Source organism: candidate division WOR-3 bacterium (assembly GCA_039801905.1).
Classification (GTDB): domain Bacteria; phylum Hydrothermota; class Tepidihabitantia; order Tepidihabitantales; family JBDRVQ01; genus JBDRVQ01.
Genome location: JBDRVQ010000001.1, coordinates 68,274 through 88,859, shown reverse-complemented (window position 1 = coordinate 88,859; position 20,586 = coordinate 68,274). Strand labels below are relative to the sequence as shown.

General features: G+C 45.2%; 25 protein-coding genes. 19 read left to right on the top strand and 6 right to left on the bottom strand.

Annotation, left to right across the window (positions count from 1 at the left end):
- Nucleotide 1: 1 nt before the first annotated feature.
- The 5 genes from mtnA to ABIL00_00445 all read right to left on the bottom strand — a co-directional run bounded on the left by mtnA (nt 2) and on the right by ABIL00_00445 (nt 2,507).
- Nucleotides 2-949 (bottom strand): S-methyl-5-thioribose-1-phosphate isomerase, encoded by a 948-nt coding sequence (gene mtnA, locus ABIL00_00465; protein MEO0109237.1) that lies wholly within the window; start codon nt 947-949, stop codon nt 2-4.
- Between the two features lie 89 nt (nt 950-1,038).
- Entirely contained in the window at nt 1,039-1,311 is a 273-nt protein-coding gene (locus ABIL00_00460; protein MEO0109236.1) for an HU family DNA-binding protein, read from the bottom strand.
- Complete coding sequence (locus ABIL00_00455) at nt 1,289-1,702, bottom strand: hypothetical protein (protein ID MEO0109235.1); 414 nt, start codon at nt 1,700-1,702, stop codon at nt 1,289-1,291. The genes ABIL00_00460 and ABIL00_00455 overlap by 23 nt, the downstream gene beginning before the upstream one ends.
- 104 nt (nt 1,703-1,806) lie before the next feature.
- Entirely contained in the window at nt 1,807-2,142 is a 336-nt protein-coding gene (locus ABIL00_00450; GenBank protein ID MEO0109234.1) for a hypothetical protein, read from the bottom strand.
- Nucleotides 2,139-2,507 carry a hypothetical protein gene (locus ABIL00_00445; GenBank protein ID MEO0109233.1) on the bottom strand — a complete coding sequence of 123 codons (369 nt, stop codon included), beginning with the start codon at nt 2,505-2,507 and terminating at the stop codon, nt 2,139-2,141. Before ABIL00_00445 ends, ABIL00_00450 begins: the two co-directional genes overlap by 4 nt.
- 216 nt (nt 2,508-2,723) lie before the next feature.
- Here ABIL00_00445 and ABIL00_00440 point away from each other — a divergent pair, with 216 nt between their 5' ends.
- The 10 genes from ABIL00_00440 to ABIL00_00395 are packed head-to-tail and all read left to right on the top strand — an operon-like array spanning nt 2,724 to nt 11,796.
- Entirely contained in the window at nt 2,724-3,623 is a 900-nt protein-coding gene (locus tag ABIL00_00440) for a glycosyltransferase family 2 protein (protein ID MEO0109232.1), read from the top strand.
- On the top strand, nt 3,620-4,573 hold the full coding sequence (locus ABIL00_00435) for a lysylphosphatidylglycerol synthase transmembrane domain-containing protein (GenBank protein MEO0109231.1): 954 nt from the start codon (nt 3,620-3,622) through the stop codon (nt 4,571-4,573). Before ABIL00_00440 ends, ABIL00_00435 begins: the two co-directional genes overlap by 4 nt.
- Entirely contained in the window at nt 4,566-5,657 is a 1,092-nt protein-coding gene (gene hisC, locus ABIL00_00430) for a histidinol-phosphate transaminase (protein MEO0109230.1), read from the top strand. Before ABIL00_00435 ends, hisC begins: the two co-directional genes overlap by 8 nt.
- A gap of 5 nt (nt 5,658-5,662) precedes the next feature.
- Nucleotides 5,663-6,394, top strand: coding sequence for an ABC transporter permease (locus tag ABIL00_00425; protein MEO0109229.1), 732 nt, complete (start codon nt 5,663-5,665; stop codon nt 6,392-6,394).
- A complete protein-coding gene (locus ABIL00_00420; protein MEO0109228.1) occupies nt 6,391-7,044 on the top strand; it encodes an ATP-binding cassette domain-containing protein in 654 nt (217 codons plus the stop codon). Before ABIL00_00425 ends, ABIL00_00420 begins: the two co-directional genes overlap by 4 nt.
- Entirely contained in the window at nt 7,041-7,787 is a 747-nt protein-coding gene (locus ABIL00_00415) for an MlaD family protein (protein ID MEO0109227.1), read from the top strand. Before ABIL00_00420 ends, ABIL00_00415 begins: the two co-directional genes overlap by 4 nt.
- Before the next feature lie 34 nt (nt 7,788-7,821).
- Complete coding sequence (locus tag ABIL00_00410; protein MEO0109226.1) at nt 7,822-8,913, top strand: 4Fe-4S dicluster domain-containing protein; 1,092 nt, start codon at nt 7,822-7,824, stop codon at nt 8,911-8,913.
- Entirely contained in the window at nt 8,910-9,749 is an 840-nt protein-coding gene (locus ABIL00_00405; GenBank protein MEO0109225.1) for an FAD/NAD(P)-binding protein, read from the top strand. Before ABIL00_00410 ends, ABIL00_00405 begins: the two co-directional genes overlap by 4 nt.
- Complete coding sequence (locus tag ABIL00_00400) at nt 9,746-10,510, top strand: cytochrome B (protein ID MEO0109224.1); 765 nt, start codon at nt 9,746-9,748, stop codon at nt 10,508-10,510. The genes ABIL00_00405 and ABIL00_00400 overlap by 4 nt, the downstream gene beginning before the upstream one ends.
- Nucleotides 10,507-11,796: a Ni/Fe hydrogenase subunit alpha gene (locus ABIL00_00395; protein ID MEO0109223.1), complete on the top strand. Its 1,290-nt coding sequence runs from the start codon at nt 10,507-10,509 to the stop codon at nt 11,794-11,796. The genes ABIL00_00400 and ABIL00_00395 overlap by 4 nt, the downstream gene beginning before the upstream one ends.
- Before the next feature lie 19 nt (nt 11,797-11,815).
- On the opposite strand, the gene ABIL00_00390 is transcribed toward ABIL00_00395, so the two are convergent.
- The gene (locus tag ABIL00_00390) at nt 11,816-12,778 is read right to left on the bottom strand and encodes a WG repeat-containing protein (GenBank protein MEO0109222.1); all 963 of its coding nucleotides are present in this window, start codon (nt 12,776-12,778) and stop codon (nt 11,816-11,818) included.
- A 76-nt stretch (nt 12,779-12,854) separates the two neighbouring features.
- Between ABIL00_00390 and ABIL00_00385 the strand changes: the two genes are divergently transcribed.
- From ABIL00_00385 to ABIL00_00345, 9 genes are read left to right on the top strand one after another with little or no spacing between them, the layout of a single operon-like run.
- On the top strand, nt 12,855-14,054 hold the full coding sequence (locus ABIL00_00385; GenBank protein MEO0109221.1) for a serpin family protein: 1,200 nt from the start codon (nt 12,855-12,857) through the stop codon (nt 14,052-14,054).
- A gap of 1 nt (nt 14,055) precedes the next feature.
- Nucleotides 14,056-14,250: a 4Fe-4S binding protein gene (locus ABIL00_00380; protein MEO0109220.1), complete on the top strand. Its 195-nt coding sequence runs from the start codon at nt 14,056-14,058 to the stop codon at nt 14,248-14,250.
- A complete protein-coding gene (locus ABIL00_00375) occupies nt 14,235-15,365 on the top strand; it encodes a 2-oxoacid:acceptor oxidoreductase subunit alpha (GenBank protein MEO0109219.1) in 1,131 nt (376 codons plus the stop codon). The genes ABIL00_00380 and ABIL00_00375 overlap by 16 nt, the downstream gene beginning before the upstream one ends.
- Nucleotides 15,362-16,129 carry a thiamine pyrophosphate-dependent enzyme gene (locus ABIL00_00370; protein MEO0109218.1) on the top strand — a complete coding sequence of 256 codons (768 nt, stop codon included), beginning with the start codon at nt 15,362-15,364 and terminating at the stop codon, nt 16,127-16,129. The genes ABIL00_00375 and ABIL00_00370 overlap by 4 nt, the downstream gene beginning before the upstream one ends.
- On the top strand, nt 16,122-16,661 hold the full coding sequence (locus ABIL00_00365; protein MEO0109217.1) for a 2-oxoacid:acceptor oxidoreductase family protein: 540 nt from the start codon (nt 16,122-16,124) through the stop codon (nt 16,659-16,661). Before ABIL00_00370 ends, ABIL00_00365 begins: the two co-directional genes overlap by 8 nt.
- Complete coding sequence (locus ABIL00_00360; protein ID MEO0109216.1) at nt 16,642-17,502, top strand: DUF4438 domain-containing protein; 861 nt, start codon at nt 16,642-16,644, stop codon at nt 17,500-17,502. The genes ABIL00_00365 and ABIL00_00360 overlap by 20 nt, the downstream gene beginning before the upstream one ends.
- On the top strand, nt 17,499-17,990 hold the full coding sequence (locus ABIL00_00355; GenBank protein ID MEO0109215.1) for a dCMP deaminase family protein: 492 nt from the start codon (nt 17,499-17,501) through the stop codon (nt 17,988-17,990). The genes ABIL00_00360 and ABIL00_00355 overlap by 4 nt, the downstream gene beginning before the upstream one ends.
- Nucleotides 17,980-19,374 carry a PQQ-binding-like beta-propeller repeat protein gene (locus ABIL00_00350; GenBank protein ID MEO0109214.1) on the top strand — a complete coding sequence of 465 codons (1,395 nt, stop codon included), beginning with the start codon at nt 17,980-17,982 and terminating at the stop codon, nt 19,372-19,374. The genes ABIL00_00355 and ABIL00_00350 overlap by 11 nt, the downstream gene beginning before the upstream one ends.
- A complete protein-coding gene (locus ABIL00_00345; protein ID MEO0109213.1) occupies nt 19,371-20,585 on the top strand; it encodes a hypothetical protein in 1,215 nt (404 codons plus the stop codon). The genes ABIL00_00350 and ABIL00_00345 overlap by 4 nt, the downstream gene beginning before the upstream one ends.
- Nucleotide 20,586: the final 1 nt, after the last annotated feature.

The following is a 20,586-nucleotide window of genomic DNA, read 5'->3' as shown; positions in this document are numbered from 1 at the left end:
ACTACCTTCTTGCCAATTTAATTATCCCCTCTTCGGTGATGAGACCGGTCAACAACTGGTGGGGGGTAATATCAAAAGAAGGGTTAAGCACCTTAATCCCCTTCGGCGCGATGCGTCTTCCTAAGCAAGTTAGAACCTCTTCCTCCCCTCTCTCCTCAATCGCAATTTCGCTCCCGTCCTGCAAGGAGAGATCAATGGTGGAGGTGGGAGCCGCGCAGTAAAAAGGCTTTTTATAATAGGAGGCACAAATTGCCAGGGTTAAGGTGCCAACCTTATTGGCAAAGTCATAATTCCGGGCGATGCGGTCGGCACCGGTGAGGACAATATCAATATCCCCCATCACCTTACCCACCATCCCGTCGGTGATTAAAAAGGTTTCAACCCCTCTTTTCTGCAACTCCCAGGTGGTGAGCCTTGCCCCTTGGAGGAGGGGTCGGGTTTCGCAGACAAAGACCTTTATCCTCTTCCCTTCTTCCTTCGCCTTATAAATTATTCCCAGGGCGGTGCCGATGCCGGGGGTGGCTAAAAAACCCGTATTGCAGATAGTTAGGACCTTTGTCCCATCTTTTAATAATTGGGCACCGTGGGTGCCAATCTTTTCGCACTTTTCTCTCTCTTCTTTTTCAATCTTTGCCGCCTCTTCCAAAAGGCGAAGGCGTAATTCCTCTTCGGGTAGTTCTAATTTAAGAGTCTCTTCCATCCTCTTTAAAATGAAGAAGGGATTGAAGGCGGTAGGACGGGCTTTTCGCAGATCATTAATCACCGAAAGGAGCCTTCTCTTTAAGTCCTTTTTTATTCTCACCGCCTCTAAGGCAACGCCATAGGCGGAGGCGACGCCGATGAGCGGTGCCCCTCTGATTTGTAATCCCCTAATGGCTCTGAGCAACTCGTAGTGATTTTTAATCCGGCGGTAAGAAACTTTCTGGGGTAATTTTGTTTGGTCTAAGATTTTGAGATGGGGAGGGGAAGAATTGAGGGCAGGAAGAAGAGGTGGAAGCGCTTTCTGGGGAACGCCCACTTCTCCTTCCCGCCCTTTTTTTATTTAGCAGCGAGTTTTAATTCCTTCCCCGCGCGGAAGGCCGGTCTCTTCCTGGCTGGAATTTTTATCTCCTCTCCGGTTTTTGGATTCCGGCCAATTCGGGCTTTTGTCTTCTTCACATAGAACCGGCCAAATTTGGGAAGGGTCAGTTCGTCATCTTTCTTCATCACCATCTTCACCGCATCCATAAAGGATTGGAGAGCGAGCCCCGCCTGTTTCTTGGAGATGCCTGCATCCTTGGCGATTTTCTCAATAAGTTCGGCTTTCTTCATATTTTATCACCCCCTTAATAGGATTTTTGGAAGGTGGACGATAGTTTCTTATTAAAAGAGAAATGGTTGGGAAAAGATTGATTTGGCAAGGTATTGCCCCGAGGGGCGCTATCGCCACTTCCATTCCTAAAATATACACAAAAAAAGTATTCTTGTCAATAGTGTTATTGCCCTCCCCTATTTTCACCGAGCCGATATTTAGACTTGAGGTTAGACTTTCAATTGGGCTTTCGGTTAAAACTATAATTAGACTTCGGATTAAATTTTCAATTAGACTCTTAATTAGATTTCCAATTACTCTTTTTATTACCCCTACTTTTAGACCTTCTTTTAGACCCTTATTTAGAACTCCAATTAGACCTAAGTTTAGACCGTTACTTAGACTTTCCATTAGAACCCCGATACCATCCCCTGTATGCTACACCCCTTTTTCTAAAGACAAAACCCTCCTACATCATAAAATTTTTATCACTTAACTTAAGTCTTATTTAAGACCTACTTCTCCGATAAAGCCTCCTTAATCTCTGATAAAACATCTCGGGAAAGACATTTATCTTTCACCCACTCCTCAATTAAAGAAGGGATTTGGGAATCCTTCTTCTCTTTTAGGAGTTTATAGACCTTTCTACCGAAGGCATAATAGGCAAAGTGATAAATAACCGAAATTCCCCGCTCCTCCAAAATCTCTTTCACCTTCTCTTCCACAAATAGGACATAGTCAACTATCCCTTTCAGGTAACTCCTTGTAGCATCTGGATAATAAACTGCATATCTCCTTGCCATCTTCGCCAATCTCTCCAGTGACTTCTTCTTCTTTATCTCAATCCTCATATCTCCTCCGGTAAGGTTATGCCAAATATATCAAATCTTATCCTTCTTAAAATTTCCGGTTGGAGAGTTCTATTTCGCCATTTTCCCTCCCTAATCCTTATCTCCCGGAAGAGAGGAAATCCCGCATATCTCTTAGAAAGGCTATATAATTCCCGGGCATAGCATAGATAAAAGGGGATAAGACTAACCGGTAGGTCGTATTCGCTTAAAATCGCCTTTGCCTTTGTCTCAACCTCAAAGATCTCTATAAAGTAGGTGGTAATCTGTTGTAGCATCTTCTCTTTCAATTGGGCAAAATCTCTTCTTATAATCTCTGGTTCTAACTTAGATATATACTTCTCTATTCGCCTTAAAGCATCTTTCATACGCACCTCTCTTTTCGGGGTTGGGATTAGAACCCAATACCCCTCTATAATAAATACGGAAATACCCCCAAAAATTGGACACCAAATCTTTCCCTTTTTTATAAGTCTTTGATTTTTAATAACTTATTTGATTGGGAAAAGTAGGGTTTAAGAGTCCTTTTTATTATAAAACCAAGGTTGACAAAAGGGAAAAATTGGTTACAATACGTTGGATAAATGGCGATAGAAAAGACGGTAATCTGTCCCGCTTATAATGAGGTATTAAATATCCCTTCCCTTTTGGCAGAATTGCATAACAATTTAGATGAGACCTACGAGATAATTGTGGTGGATGATGGTTCAACCGATGGTACTTGGGAATTGGCATTAAAAGAGGCGGCGAAATATCCTCGGGTCCGAATCCTCCGTCATCCCCAAAACCGAGGGAAGACTGATGCCATATTGACAGGTCTTGAGGCGAGTGAAGGGGAGATTATCATAATTTATGATGCGGATTTGCAGTTTGCCGCCTCGGACATCCCAAAGTTAGTCGCCAAGATTGAGGAAGGCTATGATATGTGTGTTGGTTGGAAGGTGGGTAAATACGAAAAGAAGTTCGTCTCCCTAATTTATAACTTTTTAGCCAGAAAAATCTTCTCTTTACCGGTCCACGATATCAACGCCATTAAAGCCTTCCGGAAAGAGGTTGTCGCCCGATTAAAACTGCGTAAGGATTGGCACCGCTATCTCGTCCCTTTGGTTTGGGCGGAGGGGGCGAAGATTACCGAAATCCCGGTAAAACTCTATCCCCGAAGGGCGGGTGAACCGAAGTATCAATCAAAGAAACGGATCGTCATTGGCTTTTTTGACCTGATCGCGGTCGCCTTTCAACTATCCTTTATGAAAAAGCCCCTCCTCTACTTTGGGAGTGTCGGAGCCGCCTCCTTCCTTCTTGGTTTCCTCTTAGGGATTTTAAGTATCATCTTAAGAATCTTGGGCCACGGTTTTCGTCCCCTCTTATATTTGGTAATTCTTTTAATCTTAACCGGAATCCTCCTTTTCGGTTTAGGACTTTTGGGTGAGTCCTTCTCCGCCATTATTGAGAGATTGGAGGCGATTGAAAAGAAAATGAGATGAAGAGATTCTGGCCCTTCATTCGGATTCTAATCGCTTCCTTCATCATCTATCTCCTCTTGCGGAAGATGAACTTCAAATCGGCTTTGGCGATCCTTGTTCGGACTGACCCCTTCTGGCTCTCTCTTGCCCTCTTCTCCTTTTTCCTTTTTGTTTTAATCTCCGTTATGCGCTGGAAAATTCTTTTGGATGCCAAAGAACTCTTCTTTTCTAACGGTTATCTCTTGAAGGTCTATTTTGTCTCCCTCTTCTTCAATAACCTCCTGCCCACCGCGATTGGGGGCGATGTGATGCGGGTCGCCTATACGAGAAAGAAGGAGAAAGGGCTCGGCTTGGCTCTGGCGGTAACCTTCTTTGACCGGGTGATCGGTTTTGTTGGGCTCTTTGCCTTTGCCTTGCTTGCTACCCTCCTCTTCTCTCTTCTTCGCCAACCAATAGGAAAGGAGTATCTAACCATAAACCTGTTAGGTTTTTTCACACTCTTTGCCCTCACCGCTGCCCTCATCTCGGAGAGGGTTTATCTTTTCTGCCAAAGGCTTTGGCAGAGGTTAAAATTCTTAGGCTTGGGAGAGAAGATTGATTCCTTTGCCGCAAAATTGCAAGGTTTCTCTGCCCATCCCTTACCCCTTTTTCTCTCTTTTCTCTTCTCCCTCCTCGTCCAACTTCTCCTCTCCTTAGTCTGGTATTTTTCCGGTCTGGCAATCGGTAAACCCCTCTCCCCCTTATACTATTTCCTTTACATCCCCCTGATTAATATCATCACGATGGTTCCCATAACCTTTGGGGGCTTAGGGATAAGGGAGGGAAGTTTTGTCTATCTCTTCCAAAGAGTTGGTTTAAGTAAGGAGGAGGCGATGGGGGTAAGCCTCCTCTTCTTAGTTGCCAATTACCTCCACAGTTTAATTGGTGGTCTAATATTCATTACTATGAAAAGAGGAGGAGAAGATGCTTGAACCAAGAAAAGATTTATTCAGAATCACTCCCTACCGTCCCGGAAAACCGATTGAAGAGGTGGTGCGGGAGATGAAGTTGAAGAAGGTAGTGAAATTGGCTTCAAACGAAAATCCCCTTGGTCCTTCACCCAAAGCCCTAAAGGCTTTACGCCAAGTCTTAAAAGAATCTTTCCTTTACCCCGATGATATCAACTACTACCTAAAAGCGAAAATCTCTGAGATTTATAAGATAGGGATGGACCGGATTGTGGTGGGCAACGGTTCCGTAGAACTCATCTATCTTGCTGCCCTCGCCTATCTGGACCGGGAATCGGAGATAATTGTCACCCAGGGTTCTTTTATCATCGGGAAGATTAGCGGCTTAGTGGCGGGCGCCCAGGTGGTGGAGATTCCACCCAAGGACTATTCCCATGACCTTTTAAGTATCTTAGACCACATCACCCCGAAAACTAAGATTATTTATCTTGATACCCCAATCAACCCCTTAGGGACCATAATCAAAAAGGAGATCTTCGCCTATTTTATGGAACATCTGCCGGATAATATCTTGGTGATTGTTGATGAGGCTTATCGGGAGTATATCACCCAGAAGGGATATTTAGATACCTTCAAGTACTTAAAACAGGGGAAAAATATCTTAATCCTGCGCACATTTTCTAAGATATACGGGCTGGCGGGATTGAGGGTCGGTTACGGATTTGCCAACCCGGATGTAGTGGAGGCGATAAATAAGGTTCGCTACCCCTTCCATATTAACCGCTTAGCCCAATACGCCTGTATTCATGCCCTTGATGATAAAAGGCATGTGCGGAAGTCAATCCGGATTAACGAAATGGGGAAGCGCTTCTTATACCGGGAATTGGAAAAATTGAAACTCTTCTATCTCCCTTCTTATGGCAACTTCGTCTTCATCAATTTTACTCAGGATTCTTCGGAAATTTACCAGAAACTTTTGGCGGAAGGAATAATCACCCGGACCTTAAAGGAATATAACTTCCCCAATGCCCTTAGGGTAACGGTTGGGAAACCAGAAGAGAATGAATTGTTCATCGCCGCCTTGAAGAAGGTCTTGGGGGTTAGTTAGAAGAGATGAGAGGAATACTCACCTCCCTCGGGAGACTCCTCTCCTTTTTTGGCGAGATGGTTTTAGTAGTAAAAAATATCTTCCTCTACCACCGGGAGATAAAGGATGCCTTTTTTGAATTCTCCCTCGGCTCTTTACCCTTAATTTTGATTGTCTCAATCTTTGTTGGTTTTTCCACCGCCGCCTCCGCCCTCTATATCGCCTTACCCGGCACCCCTCCTTATCTGATTGGCAGCGGCATCTTCAAGGGGATAATTTTAGAGATTGAGCCGGTGCTTTTAGGCCTTCTCCTTGTGGGCCGAATTGGTGCTGGGGTGGCTTCGGAATTGGGTAGTATGAAGGTCTCGGAACAGATTGAGGCGTTAAGGGCTTTGGGTATCTCCCCTTCTGGTTTTTTAGTTCTTCCTCGGGTCTTAGCGAGCCTCCTCGCTTCTCCTTTACTCTTAGTGATTGGCTATTGGGTTGCCCTCCTCTCCGCCTACCTTTTAGCCAGCCCAAGAATCTCGGGTTTTGAATTTCTGAGGGGGATAAGGCTCTTCTTTGAAGGGAAGGAGATCTCCGTTGGGATCGTAAAGGCTTTAATTTTTGGTTTTATCGCCAGTTTTTTTGGTTCTTTCTTTGGTCTCGTTCCCAAAGAAGGGGCAGGTGGTGTTGGTTATTGGACGATGGTCTCGGTGGTGACCGGTTCTTTATTTATCCTCTTCGCAAATTACTTAGTAAATATCTTAATTTTATGATTGAAATCAGAAATCTCTATAAGAGTTTCAATCGCCTTCTCGTCCTTGCTGACCTCAATCTGCAGGTCGGAGATGGGGAGACAGTGATCGTTACCGGTGAGAGCGGTTGTGGGAAGACTGTCCTTTTGAAGATGATTAACGGTCTTTTACTCCCCGACCGGGGTCAGGTGATTGTTGACGGAATTGAGATTAATAAATTGCCGGAAAGGGAGTTATTAAAAATTAGAAGGCGCATTGGCTTTGTCTTCCAATCGGATGCCCTCTTTGATTCTTGGAATGTCTATGAGAACCTTGCCCTCTTTTTGAGAATGGAGAGAAGGGCGAATAGCCGAGAGAAGATTGAGAGGGCGCTCGCCTTTGTTGGCCTTTTGGGAAAAGAGAGGCTCTTCCCGAGTGAACTGAGCGGTGGGATGAAGAAGAGGGTGGCGATTGCTCGGGAGATAGTCCGAGACCCGAAATATCTCCTCCTGGACGAGCCGACCGCCAATCTGGATGGGGATAATACGAAAATCATCATTCACCTGATTGGCGAGATGCAAAATATGGGGATAACGATGGTTGTTGTGACCCATGACCCGAGAATGGTCGGGGAATTGAAGGGAAGGTATCTCCTTCTAAAAGAAGGGAAACTTTGGGAGATGAGAGGATGAAAAGAGATTTCCTTATCGGCCTCTTCTTTCTCATCGCCCTCATCTTATTCATTGGTGGGATTCTCTGGATTAAAGGGAAGGACCCTTTCCGCCGAGAATTTGTGATGGGCGCAAAATTTTCTGACGCCTACGGCATAGAACCCGGGGTCTATGTCTACCTCCGAGGAGTAAAGGTTGGAGAGGTGAGAAGGGTGAAGATTACTTCCGATGGGGTATTGGTAGAATTTGTCCTCAAGAAGAATATCCCATTGCCAGAAGATTCCCAGGTTGAGGCGAAGTCCCGAGGCCTTTTTGAGGGAAAGATTCTCTCTTTAGTTCCTGGGATCTCTCCGAAGATGGTGAAAAAGGGAGATGTCTTAAAAGGGGTGAGAAGGGACGATATTACGGAAATCTTGGAAGAGATTGATCTCCGCCAGATTAAAGAGATGCTTTCTGCCTTTCGGGATTTTGCCCAAAGCGGTAAGGAACTGATAGAGGGGAGTAGAGAACTCGTTGAAAACTTATCTAACCGTTTGGAAAAGATAATGAGCACCGCCGGTCCGAAGATTAGTGAGGCGAGTAATGAGTTAAAGGAGTTAAATTCCAACTTGAAGGATTTAGTAGCAATTTTTAAGGGGGGTAACATTGAGAAATTTCTCTCGGATACCATTTTCTACCAGAGAGTTAATAAAACCTTAGACCGCCTTGATTCCGTTTTGGGAAAATTTCAAAAGGAACCGGTTGTTCGGGTGAAACTCTTTTAAGATTTAAACTCCTTGGGAAAAAGGAAACCGGAGGATGGTTAACGGTTGCAAATTTTTCTTGACTCTTTCCTTTAATTTGTTATACTTATCCTTTATGAAAGCCTTAAAGTTAAAGAAAGAGAACTTATTTGACTTCTTAAAAGGAATTCAAAAGTTTGGGGAGGTCTACGGTCCGGTAAGAAAGGGTGATAAGTTTATCTACGAAAAGTTAACCGATTTTTCCCGATTAGAACTTACCGCTTTAAGAACCATTCTGCCGGTAAAGAAATTTCTCTTACCCCCTAAATTTCCGATTCTTAAATTTGATCCGATAAATCAATACCAAGAGGTTCCCGAAGAAATTCCGATGCGCATCATTTTTGGCCTTCACCCTTGTGAAATCCATAGTATCTTAATTTTAGACCGCTTATTTAAGGAAAGACTTCCTGACCCTTATTACCGAAAAGCCCGGGAGAGAACAATAATTATTGGCCTTTCCTGCGTGCCGGATGATAAATGTTTTGCCCGTTCCACCAATACCCATTTCATTGAAGAGGGTTTTGATTTGGGCTTTAATGAGTTAGATGACCATTACTTAGTTTGGGTTGGCTCTTCGGTTGGGGACGATTTGGTAAGGAGCCGTTTAGAACTTTTTGATGAGAATATCACCCAGAAGGATTTAACCCAGTATATTGAATGGCGGAAATGGCGCGACAACCAATACCAACTTCATTTGGATTTAACCGCCATGCCCGACATTATGGAGTTAAGTTACGATGCCCCAATCTGGGAGGAGTTGGGCGAGAAATGCCTTTCCTGTGGTGCTTGTTCTATGGTCTGTCCCACCTGCCCTTGTTTTAATGTCCAAGACCATCTTCCCATTGGGGAAAAAGCCGGGTTTCGGGAAAGACATTGGGATTCCTGTATGCTTAAAGACTTCGCCTTAGTGGCGGGCGGGCATAATTTTCGGGAGAGACGCTCCTCGCGGGTGAAATTGTGGTATACCCATAAATTGAAAGCCTTCATCACCGAATTTGGCCGCCCCGCCTGCGTCGGCTGCGGCCGGTGTATTGACACCTGTCCGGTAAATATTAATGTCTTAGAAGTGGCAAAAAAATTGAAAGGTGAAGGAGTTTTGCTTAAATGAATAGCAATAATCTCTATTGTCCCATTCCGATGCGCATTGTCCGGCGCTATAACTTAACCGAAGATGTCCGATTCTTCCAAGTGCGCCCGGTAGAGATGGAGAAGGCTTTAACCTTACGCTATAAACCCGGACAGTTTATGATGGTCTCGGTCTTCGGAGCAGGGGAGGCTCCTTTCTCTATCTCTTCCTCCCCCTCTCGTCCCGGACTTTTAGAGTTCGGTATTAGAAAGATTGGGGTTTTAACGACCGAGTTGTTCAAATTGAAAGAGAACGAAGTGATTGGAGTTCGGGGACCTTATGGCAACGGTTTTCCCGTAGAGAAGATGATCGGACATGACTTAATCATTGTCGTTGGTGGCTTAGGGGCGGTTCCTTTACGCTCCCTCCTCCTTTACGCCCTTGATAATCGTGACCTCTTCGGCAAGATCTATTTCCTTTATGGTGCCCGCCGGCCAAAAGAGATGCTCTTTTTAAGGGAGTTTTTAGAGTTGAAAGAGCGAGAAGACTTGGAATGTCTACTGGCGGTTGATAAAGATGATACCGGAACTTGGACGGAAAAGATTGGGGTGGTTACCGAACTCTTTAAGTTTATCAAAGAAATCAATCCGGAAAAGAGTTACGCTGCGGTCTGCGGACCACCGGTGATGTATCGCTATGTGATTGATAAATTGGTCGCCTTAAAAATACCGAAGCACCAGATCTTGATGACCTTAGAGAGAAGGATGAAGTGCGGAATTGGAAAGTGTGGCCACTGCGTTATTGGCTCAATCTATACCTGTCTGGATGGTCCGGTCTTTACTTATTGGGACGTTTTGCATATGAAGGATTTAATATGAAGCCCAAAGTTGGTTTCTTTGAATTCACCGGTTGTGCCGGAGACCTTTTGACCATTGTCCATTCTGAGGATTACCTCTTAGAGGTTTTAAAAGCGGTTGAGGTGGTAAGTTTCCGCCTCGCCTCAAGTCAAGGGAAAAGGGAAGGTGATGGCTTGATGGACATTGTCTTCATTGAAGGCTCCATTACCACGACCGAACAGGAGGAGAAGTTAAAAGAGTTGCGCAAGCGAAGCAAGATCTTAGTCGCCTTAGGGACCTGTGCCACTTTTGGAGGGGTGCAGGCGATGTATACCGGAAAGCCAAACTTCTCCAAAAGGTTCCGTTCGGTTTATAATAAAAACTTTAAGATTGTAGAAGCCTTTGAATCTAAACCCTTAGAGTATTTTGTCCCGGTTGACTATTTCCTCCCTGGTTGTCCAATCTCCCCCCAGTTATTCCTATTCAATTTTCCTCGTCTCTTAAAGAATCTGCCTGTTGAGTTACCTACCTATCCGGTCTGTGTGGAATGTAAGTGGCAGGAAAACGAGTGCCTCCTCCTAAAAGATATTCCCTGCCTCGGTCCGGTGACGCGCGGAGGTTGTTTAGCAAGGTGCCCAAAGGATAACCTTCCCTGTGTCGGTTGTTTCGGTCCTGTCCCTGGAGGAAATTTTGCCTCCTGGGAAAAGAACTTATTGGAAAAGAAGTATCAGGAGAGCCAGTTAGAGAAAAAGATGAGGTTTTTCTTTGGCGCCAAAATTAAAGAGGTGAAGAGAGGAAAATGAAGGAAGGAAAGGAGATAAGGATTGATAGTGTAGCCCGGGTGGAAGGGCACGGAAATATTTATGTCCGGCTCCGAAACGGGAAGGTGAAGGAGGTGCGTTTTGAAATTCCGGAAGGGCCCCGCTTATTTGAAACTTTGGTTTTGGGGAAAGAGGCGTCAGAAGTGTTAAATATCGTACCCCGGATTTGCGCCATCTGTAACATCTCCCACCGCTACGCGGCGATCAGAGCCTTAGAAAAGATTTTGGCGGTGAACGTGCCGCCTGAGGTTACCCTATTACGGAATATGATGCATTACGGAGAGATGATTGAAAGTCACAGTCTCCACATCTTCTTCCTCGCCCTCCCGGATTTTTTGGGCTATCCGGATGCGATTGCCTTAGCAGAAAAATATCCCGAAGAAGTGGGTATCGGACTACGCTTAAAGAAATTTGGTAATTATGTGATGGAGGCGGTGGCTGGGAGAATGATTCACGGAGAGAATCCAACCATCGGTGGTTTTGGTCGCTTTTTAAGTAAAGAGGAGATAAAATCAATAAGGGACGGTGCCGAAAAACTACTTCCTGAGGCGATAAGGACAACCGAACTTCTCCGCAACCTTCACTACTCAACCTATGCCGAAGAAGGGGTGCTTTTCGTTTGTCTAAAACCACCAACCGATGCCTACGGGTTTTGGGGTGATACGGTAATGATTTCTAATGGGGATGACCGAACGGTGGAAGAATTCCGAACCGCAATCAAGGAACGGATTTATCCCCATTCCACCGCTAAGAGGACCCTCTATCGGGAAAAGCCTTATCTCGTTGGTGCCCTTGCCCGAATGAATCTCTTAGGGGAGAGGTTACACGGCGCCGCCCACGAGGCATTTCAAAAATGCTACAGCCTGAGTTGGATTAGAAACCCATTGTATAACAACTTGGCGCAGGCGATTGAAATCGTTTTTGCCTTAGAGGAGATCATTAATACCGCCGATAAGATTTTAAAAGTTAAAAGACCTCCGAAGATTGTGCCTATTAAAAAAGGGGAAGGGAAAGGGGTGGGAGCAGTAGAAGCGCCCCGGGGTAGTCTCTTTCACTATTACGAATTTAAGGACGGTTTATGCACCAATGCGGATTTAATCATCCCCACCGCGCAAAATTATAATGCAATAGAGAAACACCTCACAGTGGCGGCGGCAAATTTATTCTCCTCTTCGGTGGGAGAAGAGAAGGCAAAATTGGAGTTGGAGATGGTCGTCCGGGCTTACGACCCTTGCATCTCTTGCTCCTGCCATATCCAAAAGGTCTAATCACTAACTTTTAACCAGTCTACTCCGTTGGCTCCCAGATAAAAATTCCCCTTCTATCAATATAACCGATCTTTCCTTTCATTTGCACTTTTGCCAAACCCCGAAAGAAGGGATAGGCGATTTCAAAACTCGGTTGAATCTTAAACTCACCAGTTTTATCAATATAACCCCAAAGACTATCGGCTAAGGCCGGGGCAAGTCCTTCTGAAAATTCGCCACCGGCTTTAAATTTCGGTTTGATAACAAATTTACCCTTTTTGTCAATATAACCGATTTTCTCCTTCACCCGGACCGCGGCCAGACTCTCCGAAAAATCAAATGCCTCATCAAACCGGGGCTTAATCACAAACTTCCCATTTCGGTCAATATAACCCCATTTCCTATTGACCATTACCCGAGCCAAACCTTCCTTAAAGTCCCAGATGAAATCAAAGATCGGTTTAATCACCACCTTGCCGGTCGAATCAATATAACCGAGTTTATTACCAACTAAAACACCCGCTCTCCCTTCGGAAAAGTTGAAGGTGGAGAAAAACTGGGGACTGATAATAAATTTACCAGTAGAATCAATGTAACCAACCTTGCCCCCAATACCCACCGCGGCCTTCCCTTCCCGAAAATCACCGGCGAACTCAAACTGGGGCTTGATCACAAATTTCCCATTTCGGTCAATATAACCCCATTTCCCTTTGTATAAGACACGCGCCTTCCCTTCGGAGAAACGGCCAACCTGTTCAAACTTAGTCTTTAAGACCTGCCAGTTCCGGGCATCAATATAACCCCACTGGTTATTGATTCTAATCACTGCCATCCCTTCTGAGAAGTCATCAATTCCATCAAGTTGTGGTTTGACGACAATTTTTCCCGTAGAGTCAATCAATCCGTAGCGGAAGTTTTGCCGAATCGGGAATAAAGCGGGAAACTCTTCCTTTCCCAATAAACCAGTGGTGAGAAAAATTAAAACTAATAATCTCTTTTTCATTTGAATATTATAAGGTATTTTTCTTCTTATTCAAGTTAATAATTTGACATCTCCCTTCTCGGAGATATAATTAAGTATGCTTAAAAACTGGAAAGGGAAGAAGGAAAAGTTGAAGGGCTGGGTTTTTCTCTCCTTTCTTCTCTTCTCTTGGCTAAGGGCCGGGGTTTCACCTCTGTTTGTCCAAGGGAATAATCGGTTTGGTTTTTCCCTCTTTTCGGAGTTAATGGCAGAAGATTTTAATGAGAATATCTTCATCTCTCCAATCAGTGTTTATCTTGCTCTGGTGAGCACTTATAACGGAGCGGGAGGGGAAACAAAAGAGGCGATGGCTAAAACCCTTAACTTAAAAGAGATGAAGTTAGACTCCTTGAATACCGCCTTAAGCGATCTCCACCAATTCCTAAGAAGACCTATTCCCCAGGTAGAATTAAAAATTGCTAACTCTTTGTGGGCGAGAAAGGGAATTTCCTTAAAGAGGGAATTCTTAGAAAGAAATAGAAAGTTCTTCAAAGCAAAGATAAAAACCTTAGACTTCTCCCAGCCCTCAGCGATAAAAGAGATTAATCAGTGGGTTAGGAAAAATACCAAGGGGAAGATAGAAAAAATTATAGAAAAAATTGAGAGAAATGTGGTGCTATTCATTTTGAATGCGGTTTACTTTCAAGGGAAGTGGCAAAGGGAGTTTCCAAAAGAGAAAACGAAGGAAGATTTCTTTTATTCCCCCCGAGGGGAAGAGAAAATTTTGCTGATGTCCCAATCGGGAAGGTTTCTTTATCTCAAAAAGGAAAATTGGGCGGCAGTTGCTTTGCCTTATGGAAAGGGGGAAGTGAGTATTTACCTTTTTCTACCCGATACTAACTTTCCCCTTGCCAGTTTGGTTCAATGGTTAGGGGGAAGATGGGAAGAAGTCTTAAAGGAGTTTGATGAGAGAGAAGGGGAGATCTCTTTACCCAGAATTCATTTGACATACGAAAAATCATTCAAAGAAATCTTAAAAAGGATGAATATGGCAATTGCCTTTGATCCAAAGAAGGCGGATTTTACTGGCATGAGCGGGGAAGGGGGATTATTTATTAACGATGTCCGGCATAAGACCTACCTCAGCATAACAGAAGAGGGAACCGAGGCGGCAGCGGTCACTTCGGTAGAGATGGCTTTAACCGCCCTCCCAGAAAGGTTTCATCTTGTATTCAATCGTCCCTTCTTCTTTGCCATTCGGGATAATCGCACCGGCTTAATACTTTTCACGGGGGCCTTTTTCACTCCGAAGGGATAAGATGTTTAAGGTCGCAATCCGTAAAGAATGGTGTAAAGGTTGTCTTTTTTGCTACCAAATCTGTCCCAAAAAAGTTTTTGAGAAAGACGCTTCTCTTCCCAAGGTGGCGCACGAGGAGAAATGTATCGGTTGTCTCCTCTGCGAATACCTCTGCCCGGATTTGGCGATCACGGTGGAGAAATGCCAGAAAGAATAGAAAAAGCGCTTCTTTCCCCCCAGCGCTACTTCCTGGCGGGGAATATTGCCTGTGCCGAAGGGGCATTAGCTGCGGGTTGTCGGTTTTATGCCGGTTACCCCATCACCCCTTCTTCAGAGATTATGGAGCATATGGCAAAAAGGTTGAAGGAAGTAGGTGGTTTTTTCATCCAGATGGAGGATGAGATTGGTTCCATCAGTGCCTGTATCGGGGCCTCCTGGTCGGGGGTGAAGGCGATGACCGCCACTTCTGGTCCGGGTTTTTCTCTGATGTTGGAAGGGATTGGGTATGCCTTAATGACCGAAACCCCAATTGTCATCGTTAATATCCAGAGGCAGGGACCGGCTACTGGTCAAGCGACAAGACCCGGCCAGGGTGACATTATGCAAGCAAGATGGGGTGCTCATGGTGATTACCGGATCATTGCCCTTTCTCCCTGGTCGGTTCAGGAGATGTACGATTTGACCATCCTCGCCTTTAATCTTTCCGAAAGATACAGAGTTCCGGTCATCCTTTTGGGGGATGAGGTTATTGGCCATTTGAAGGAGACCCTTTTGGTGAAACCGGAGGTAGTAATTTTTGACCGGAATAAAGAAAAAGGTAAGCCACCTTTTGGGGGAGAATTAATTCCGCCGATGCCCGCCTTCGGAGAAGGGGAGGCACTTTTAGTTACCGGCTCAACCCACAACGAATGGGGGGTGAGAAAGGTCTATCACCCAGAGGTGCAGGATAGATTAAACCGGCGTCTTTGCGAAAAGATTGATAAGAATAGAGGGGAAATTATTCGCTTTGAAACCTATTTCACAGAAGATTGTGATATTTGTCTTATTGCCTTCGGCATCACCGCGCGGAGTAGTTATTACGCGGTGGATAGTTTACGGAAAGAAGGTATTAAAGTTGGCCTCTTCCGGCCCATCACCATCTGGCCCTTTCCGGAGGAGGAGTTAAAGAAAATTCCTGCCCGAAAGATTCTGGTCTGCGAGATGAATTGTGGCCAATTGATTAACGAGGTGCAACGGATCCTTCCCGGAAAGGAGATCCTTGGGCTTTTTAAGACGAAAGGAGAGGCGATTTACCCCTGGGAGGTGATGAAAAAGATTGAGGAGATTTTATGAGCCGCCATCTTTATAAATATTTGAGAGAGGAGGTCTTTCCAACACCTTTTTGTCCGGGTTGTGGCCATGGGATTTTGCTGCAAGCCATCTTGCGGGCGATTGACGAGTTGTCCACCTCCGGTCACTTAGATTTCACCAAAATGGTTTTTGTCTCCGGGATCGGTTGCGGTGCCTGGATCCCTTCTCCCCACTTTAAGGCTGATACCTTACATACCCTACACGGTCGGGCAATAGCCTACGCCACCGGAGTTTGCCTCACCCGACCCGACTTAAAAGTCGTTGTCATCTCTGGGGATGGGGATTTGGCGGCGATTGGGGGGAATCATTTAATCCACGCCGCAAGGAGGAATCTGCCGCTGGTGGTGATCTGTGCTAATAATTCTATCTACGGGATGACCGGGGGGCAAGTTTCCCCAACCACCCCGGAAGGTTGTCTCACGGAGACAACCCCTTTTGGCAACGAAGAACGCCCCTTTGATCTGTGCCGATTGGTTAAGAGTTGTGAGGCGGATTATGTGAGCCGCTGGACGGTCTTCCATACGAAACCTTTGATCAAGGCTATCGTCAAGGCTTTGACGAGTAAGGGATTTTCCTTCATTGATGTTATCTCTCCCTGTGTCACCCAATTTGGGAGGCGAAATAGACTTTTTTCCATTTACGACTACTTCCAAGAGATAAAGAAGGTGGTAATTTCTTATGAGAAAGCAAAGGTGATGGGAAAAGGGGATTTAAAAGGGAAAATTATCATCGGTGAATATGATTGAGATTAAAATCGTCGGAAAAGGAGGACAAGGAATTGTTCTGGCGGGGGAGATTTTAGCTCACGCCGCCATTCTTAAAGGGAAATTCGCCAGTGCCATTGCCGGCTACTCTTCTCAGGCTCGGGGAGGAGATGTGAGTTGTGATGTGATGATTTCCGAAAAGGAAATTTCCTCCCCTTTTGTTTTAAAACCTGAATATTTAATTTCCCTTGCCTCGGAAGGTTATGAGAAAATCATTCCTTTGATTAGCGAAGAGACAAAAGTCTTTTTGGATGCTACCATCTGCAATTGGAAATGGGAAAGGAATCATTTTCCCATCCCTGCCCAAAAGATTGCCCAAGAGGTATGCCAATCGCCTCAGGTGGCAAATATGGTCATTTTGGGATATTTTGCCCGCCGCACAGAGATTGTCTCTTTAGACAATCTCTGCTCGGTTCTTAAAGAGAAGATGAAGGGTAAGACCTTAGAAGTTAATATTAAGGCGTTAAAGGAAGGTTATTTCTTTGGAGGGAACTATGAAGATAAAGACCAATAAAGAATTTTTACCCTGGATCTCTGTCCTGGGAGAGGTTGCCCCTCCCCGAAGACGCCAACCTTACACCATTGATTATAAAGGAGAACCGAAGGTCTTTCCCGGAACCGGGGGAATTGTCTATAATATAAAAATTGGTGATCCCGTCTTCGGTTGGGTGGGCGACCACTTAGAACCGGGTGTTTCCATCCGGGTGAAGGATGAAGACGAAAATCGGGCGCTCAACACTTATGCCTGTATCGGTAATTCCGCGAAGGTGGTTTCTGGGGAGGCGAAGGGGGATGAAGGTTTTGTCACCGGTAAACACGGAGGGATTGAGCATATTTTAGTCTATTTTCCCGAAGAGACCTTAGAGAAATTGGTGATTGGGGATAAAATTCAGATTAAGGCAGTGGGGCAGGGTTTGGAGATTTTGGGCTTACCTTCCGTTAAATTTTATAATCTTGACCCCAATTTATTGGAAAAATTTGACCTGAAAATTAAAAACGGGTTTCTTCATTTTCCGGTAACCCATATCCTTCCCCCGGAGGTGATGGGCTCCGGTTTGGGCGGGGTTACCACCTCTACTGGTGATTATGATATCACGACGCAAGACCAAGATCTCGTAAGAAAACTTCGGCTGAACGAACTCCGTTTTGGGGATATTGTCTGCCTTTTGGACACAGACAATACCTACGGCCGGTGTTTAAGACGCGGCGCCGTCTCCATTGGGGTTGTGGTCCATGCCAACTGCGTCGTCGCGGGCCACGGGCCGGGGGTAACAACGATTGCCACTTCTCCTAATGGGAAGATCAGACCGGTTTTAGATAAAAAGGCGAATATCGCCCACTATCTCCTAAAATGAGAAGAAAGGAGAAAGATAGCCGCCTCTCTTGGGATGAATACTTTATCCAAATTGCCCAGATGGTCTCCGAACGTTCCACCTGTCTCCGGCGAAAGGTGGGGGCGATTTTGGTGAAGGATAAAAGGATATTAGCCACCGGTTATAACGGAGCACCCACCGGCTTAAAGCATTGTGCGGAGACAGGTTGTTTGCGGGAGAGGCTGGGTTTAAAACCGGGCGAGCGGATTGAACTCTGCCGGGGTCTCCACGGGGAGCAGAATGCTTTATTACAAGCCGCTGCTTTTGGAATTGATGTCTCCGGCGCCACTCTTTATTCTACCCATCAACCTTGTATCACCTGTGTCAAGATGCTAATTAACGCCCGGATTAAAAGGATCTGCTTCTTAGAACCTTATTATGACCAACTGGCGAATAAATTTTTAAGAGAGGCAAAGATCAAGGTAGAAAAGATAGAGATTAAGAAAAAAAGGAGGGAAGATGGCAGTTAGAAAAGAGAAAATCCTCATCCCTTTTTCCTTTCCTCTAATAATTATCTTTTTCACTTATCCTTTCGTTTTTGCTCAGCCGGTCTTGAATTTAAAGAAAGTTCCCCTCTTTGGTGATACCACAGAGGAGGTGCTTTTTACCATTTCCACAGAGAAGCCCGAGACCTTAGTTTATGAAGTATTCTTTGGCGACGGAGAGGTCTATCGCTCTTCTTTTGTTTCAGGGGAGATTGAAGTGGGACATCAGTATAAAAAACCGGGGGTTTACTGGCTGAAGGTTGCAGGGCACAGTAAGAAAGGTTTTACCGCGGTTGAATCGTTGGCGATTGAGATTAAAGAGAGGCTTGCCCTTTTTGAAATCCCTTTACCTTCCGCTACGATTTCTACCCCCGCCTTAGACGAAAACGACAATCTCTATTTGGGGTTAGAAGATAATGCCTTAATCTCTTTTCGGAAGGATGGGGCTTTCCGTTTCTCTTTTTCTACCCGAAATTCGGTTTACGCCACCCCCATAGTTTTTAGGGATAAGGTTATCTTCGGTGCCCTTGATTCAACCCTCTATTGCCTTGATACTACCGGCAAACTGCTCTGGCAATTTTCGGCGGGTAGCGAGATTTACCAACCAGCGGCTACGGATGGGGAAAGAATCTTCTTCGTTACCGATGATGGCCAATTATTCTCCCTTTCTTTGGGAGGTAAGTTACTATGGAAAAAGAAGGTCGCTAGTGAACCTTCTCCGGTGACGATTGACGAAAAAGGTCAAATCTTTTTGACCGCGGATGGTATCTACTCCTTCACGAGGGATGGCAAAATGCTTTTCTCTTGGCAAACTCCCAACGAAGATCCTTTCCTCACCGGCTGCCAACTGAGTCCAGATGGTTATCTTCTGGCAGGTTGTGAAGATGGTTTTCTCTACGCCTTGAATAAAAAAGGGGAGTTGCTCTGGAAGGCAGCCACCCCCGAAGAGGATCCGATAAGATGTGAAGGAGTTTTTCGGGGAGATACTTTTCTCTTCGGGGCGGATGATGGTGTCCTTTATAAAAAAGGGAGGTACGGTGGTTTAATCCCATTTTTTACTACCGATGACGAAATCATCGCCAGTCCGGTTGTGACCGAAGACGGTCGGGTCTTTCTCTTCTCCGATGACGGGTATCTCTATTCCCTGCGGGAAGATGGGCAACTTCTCTTTCGGAAGGAGATCGCCTATAGTGAGAAAGGGTTTTTCATCACCCCATCTTTAACCCTCACCCGGGATGGGATCTTATTAGCCACTTCTTGGGATGAGAGGATTTTCGCTTTTCCGGCGGGTCGGGTTCACAGTCCTCATCTTTGGCACACCTACCGGGGAGTTTTCTCCCGGGAGGGGAGAGTTAAAACTCGGAAATGATTTTCTCCTTTTTTCTCCTATTTTTAAGTTTTCTGACACTCCCCTTTGGGTGTAAGAGGGAAATACAGGATTTACCTAAATTAAAGGTTAGAGATAGGACGTTAGTCTGTAATTGGATAGCGGAGGGACTATTTTCTACAGAAAACCTCCCCTTCTCCCTCTCTTCTTCTCCCGCTCTCCTTCAGCGCGGAGATTTTTGGGGCGGGAGGGAGGAAGAGATTGTTTTTTACTCAGCCAATCTACCCAATGTCTATATCCTTTCCCCTACCCTCTCCCTCTTAAAGAAATTACCCTTCTCTTCTTCACGTCCCAAGATTTTCTCTTTTTTGGAAAAGGATTTTCTAACCCTCACCAATGGGAAAGAGATCTTCTTTTTTGTTAAAGGAGAGAGGGGAAGTTTAACTCGTCGCTATCGGTTGCGCCTCGCGGATAGTTTTTGGCTGAAAGATTTCTTTGTTACCGAGCAAGAAGGAAAAATGAGGGTTTGGACATTAGAGAGGAAAGGGGAGGAAAGTTTCCTTTTTTCTTATTCCTTACCCGAAGGGAAGATAATCTCCCAAGAAAAGTTATCCGCGGGAAGGTTCTTGGGAAGGGGGGAAGGCACTTTATTTATTTTGGGTGAGAGGAAAATTTACGCCCGAGGGAGAAATAACTGGGATCAAGAACTTGGGTTTAATGATTTTATGGCGCAAGGCTTTTGCAGGACGGATGGGAAAACCCTTTTTCTTTTGCTCTTTGATCCTACCAATAAGAAAAGCCAGCTTCTTACCTACCAGACGGAAGACGGAAAGGAATTGGAGAGGAAGGGATTAGGCGGCAACGGGATTTTCTTTAACGATTTTTCTCTTTACGATTTTGATAATGACGGAGAAAAGGAAAAGGTTTTAACCTATTCAGGAAGGGAAGGAGGAATTTTGGTGATGAAAGGGGAGAAAGTTCTTTGGCGAAAAAGATTTGCCCCCTCCCTTTCTTATCACCGGGTGATCGTTTATCTTTTGGGAGTCTTTGAAACCGACGAAGGGACGGAGATTATGGTGAATCTCATCTTGGAAAAGGAGAAAGGAAGACGGGAAGATTGGTTCTACCGTTTATCGCCCCAACTGAGGACCCGCGAGGCCTCCGATTTGGAGGATGTGGTTTATGCCTGCCTCCCTTTGGGCAACGGGTTTTTGACGGTAGGGGAGGGGTTGGCAATTTACCAGTGGGAATAGA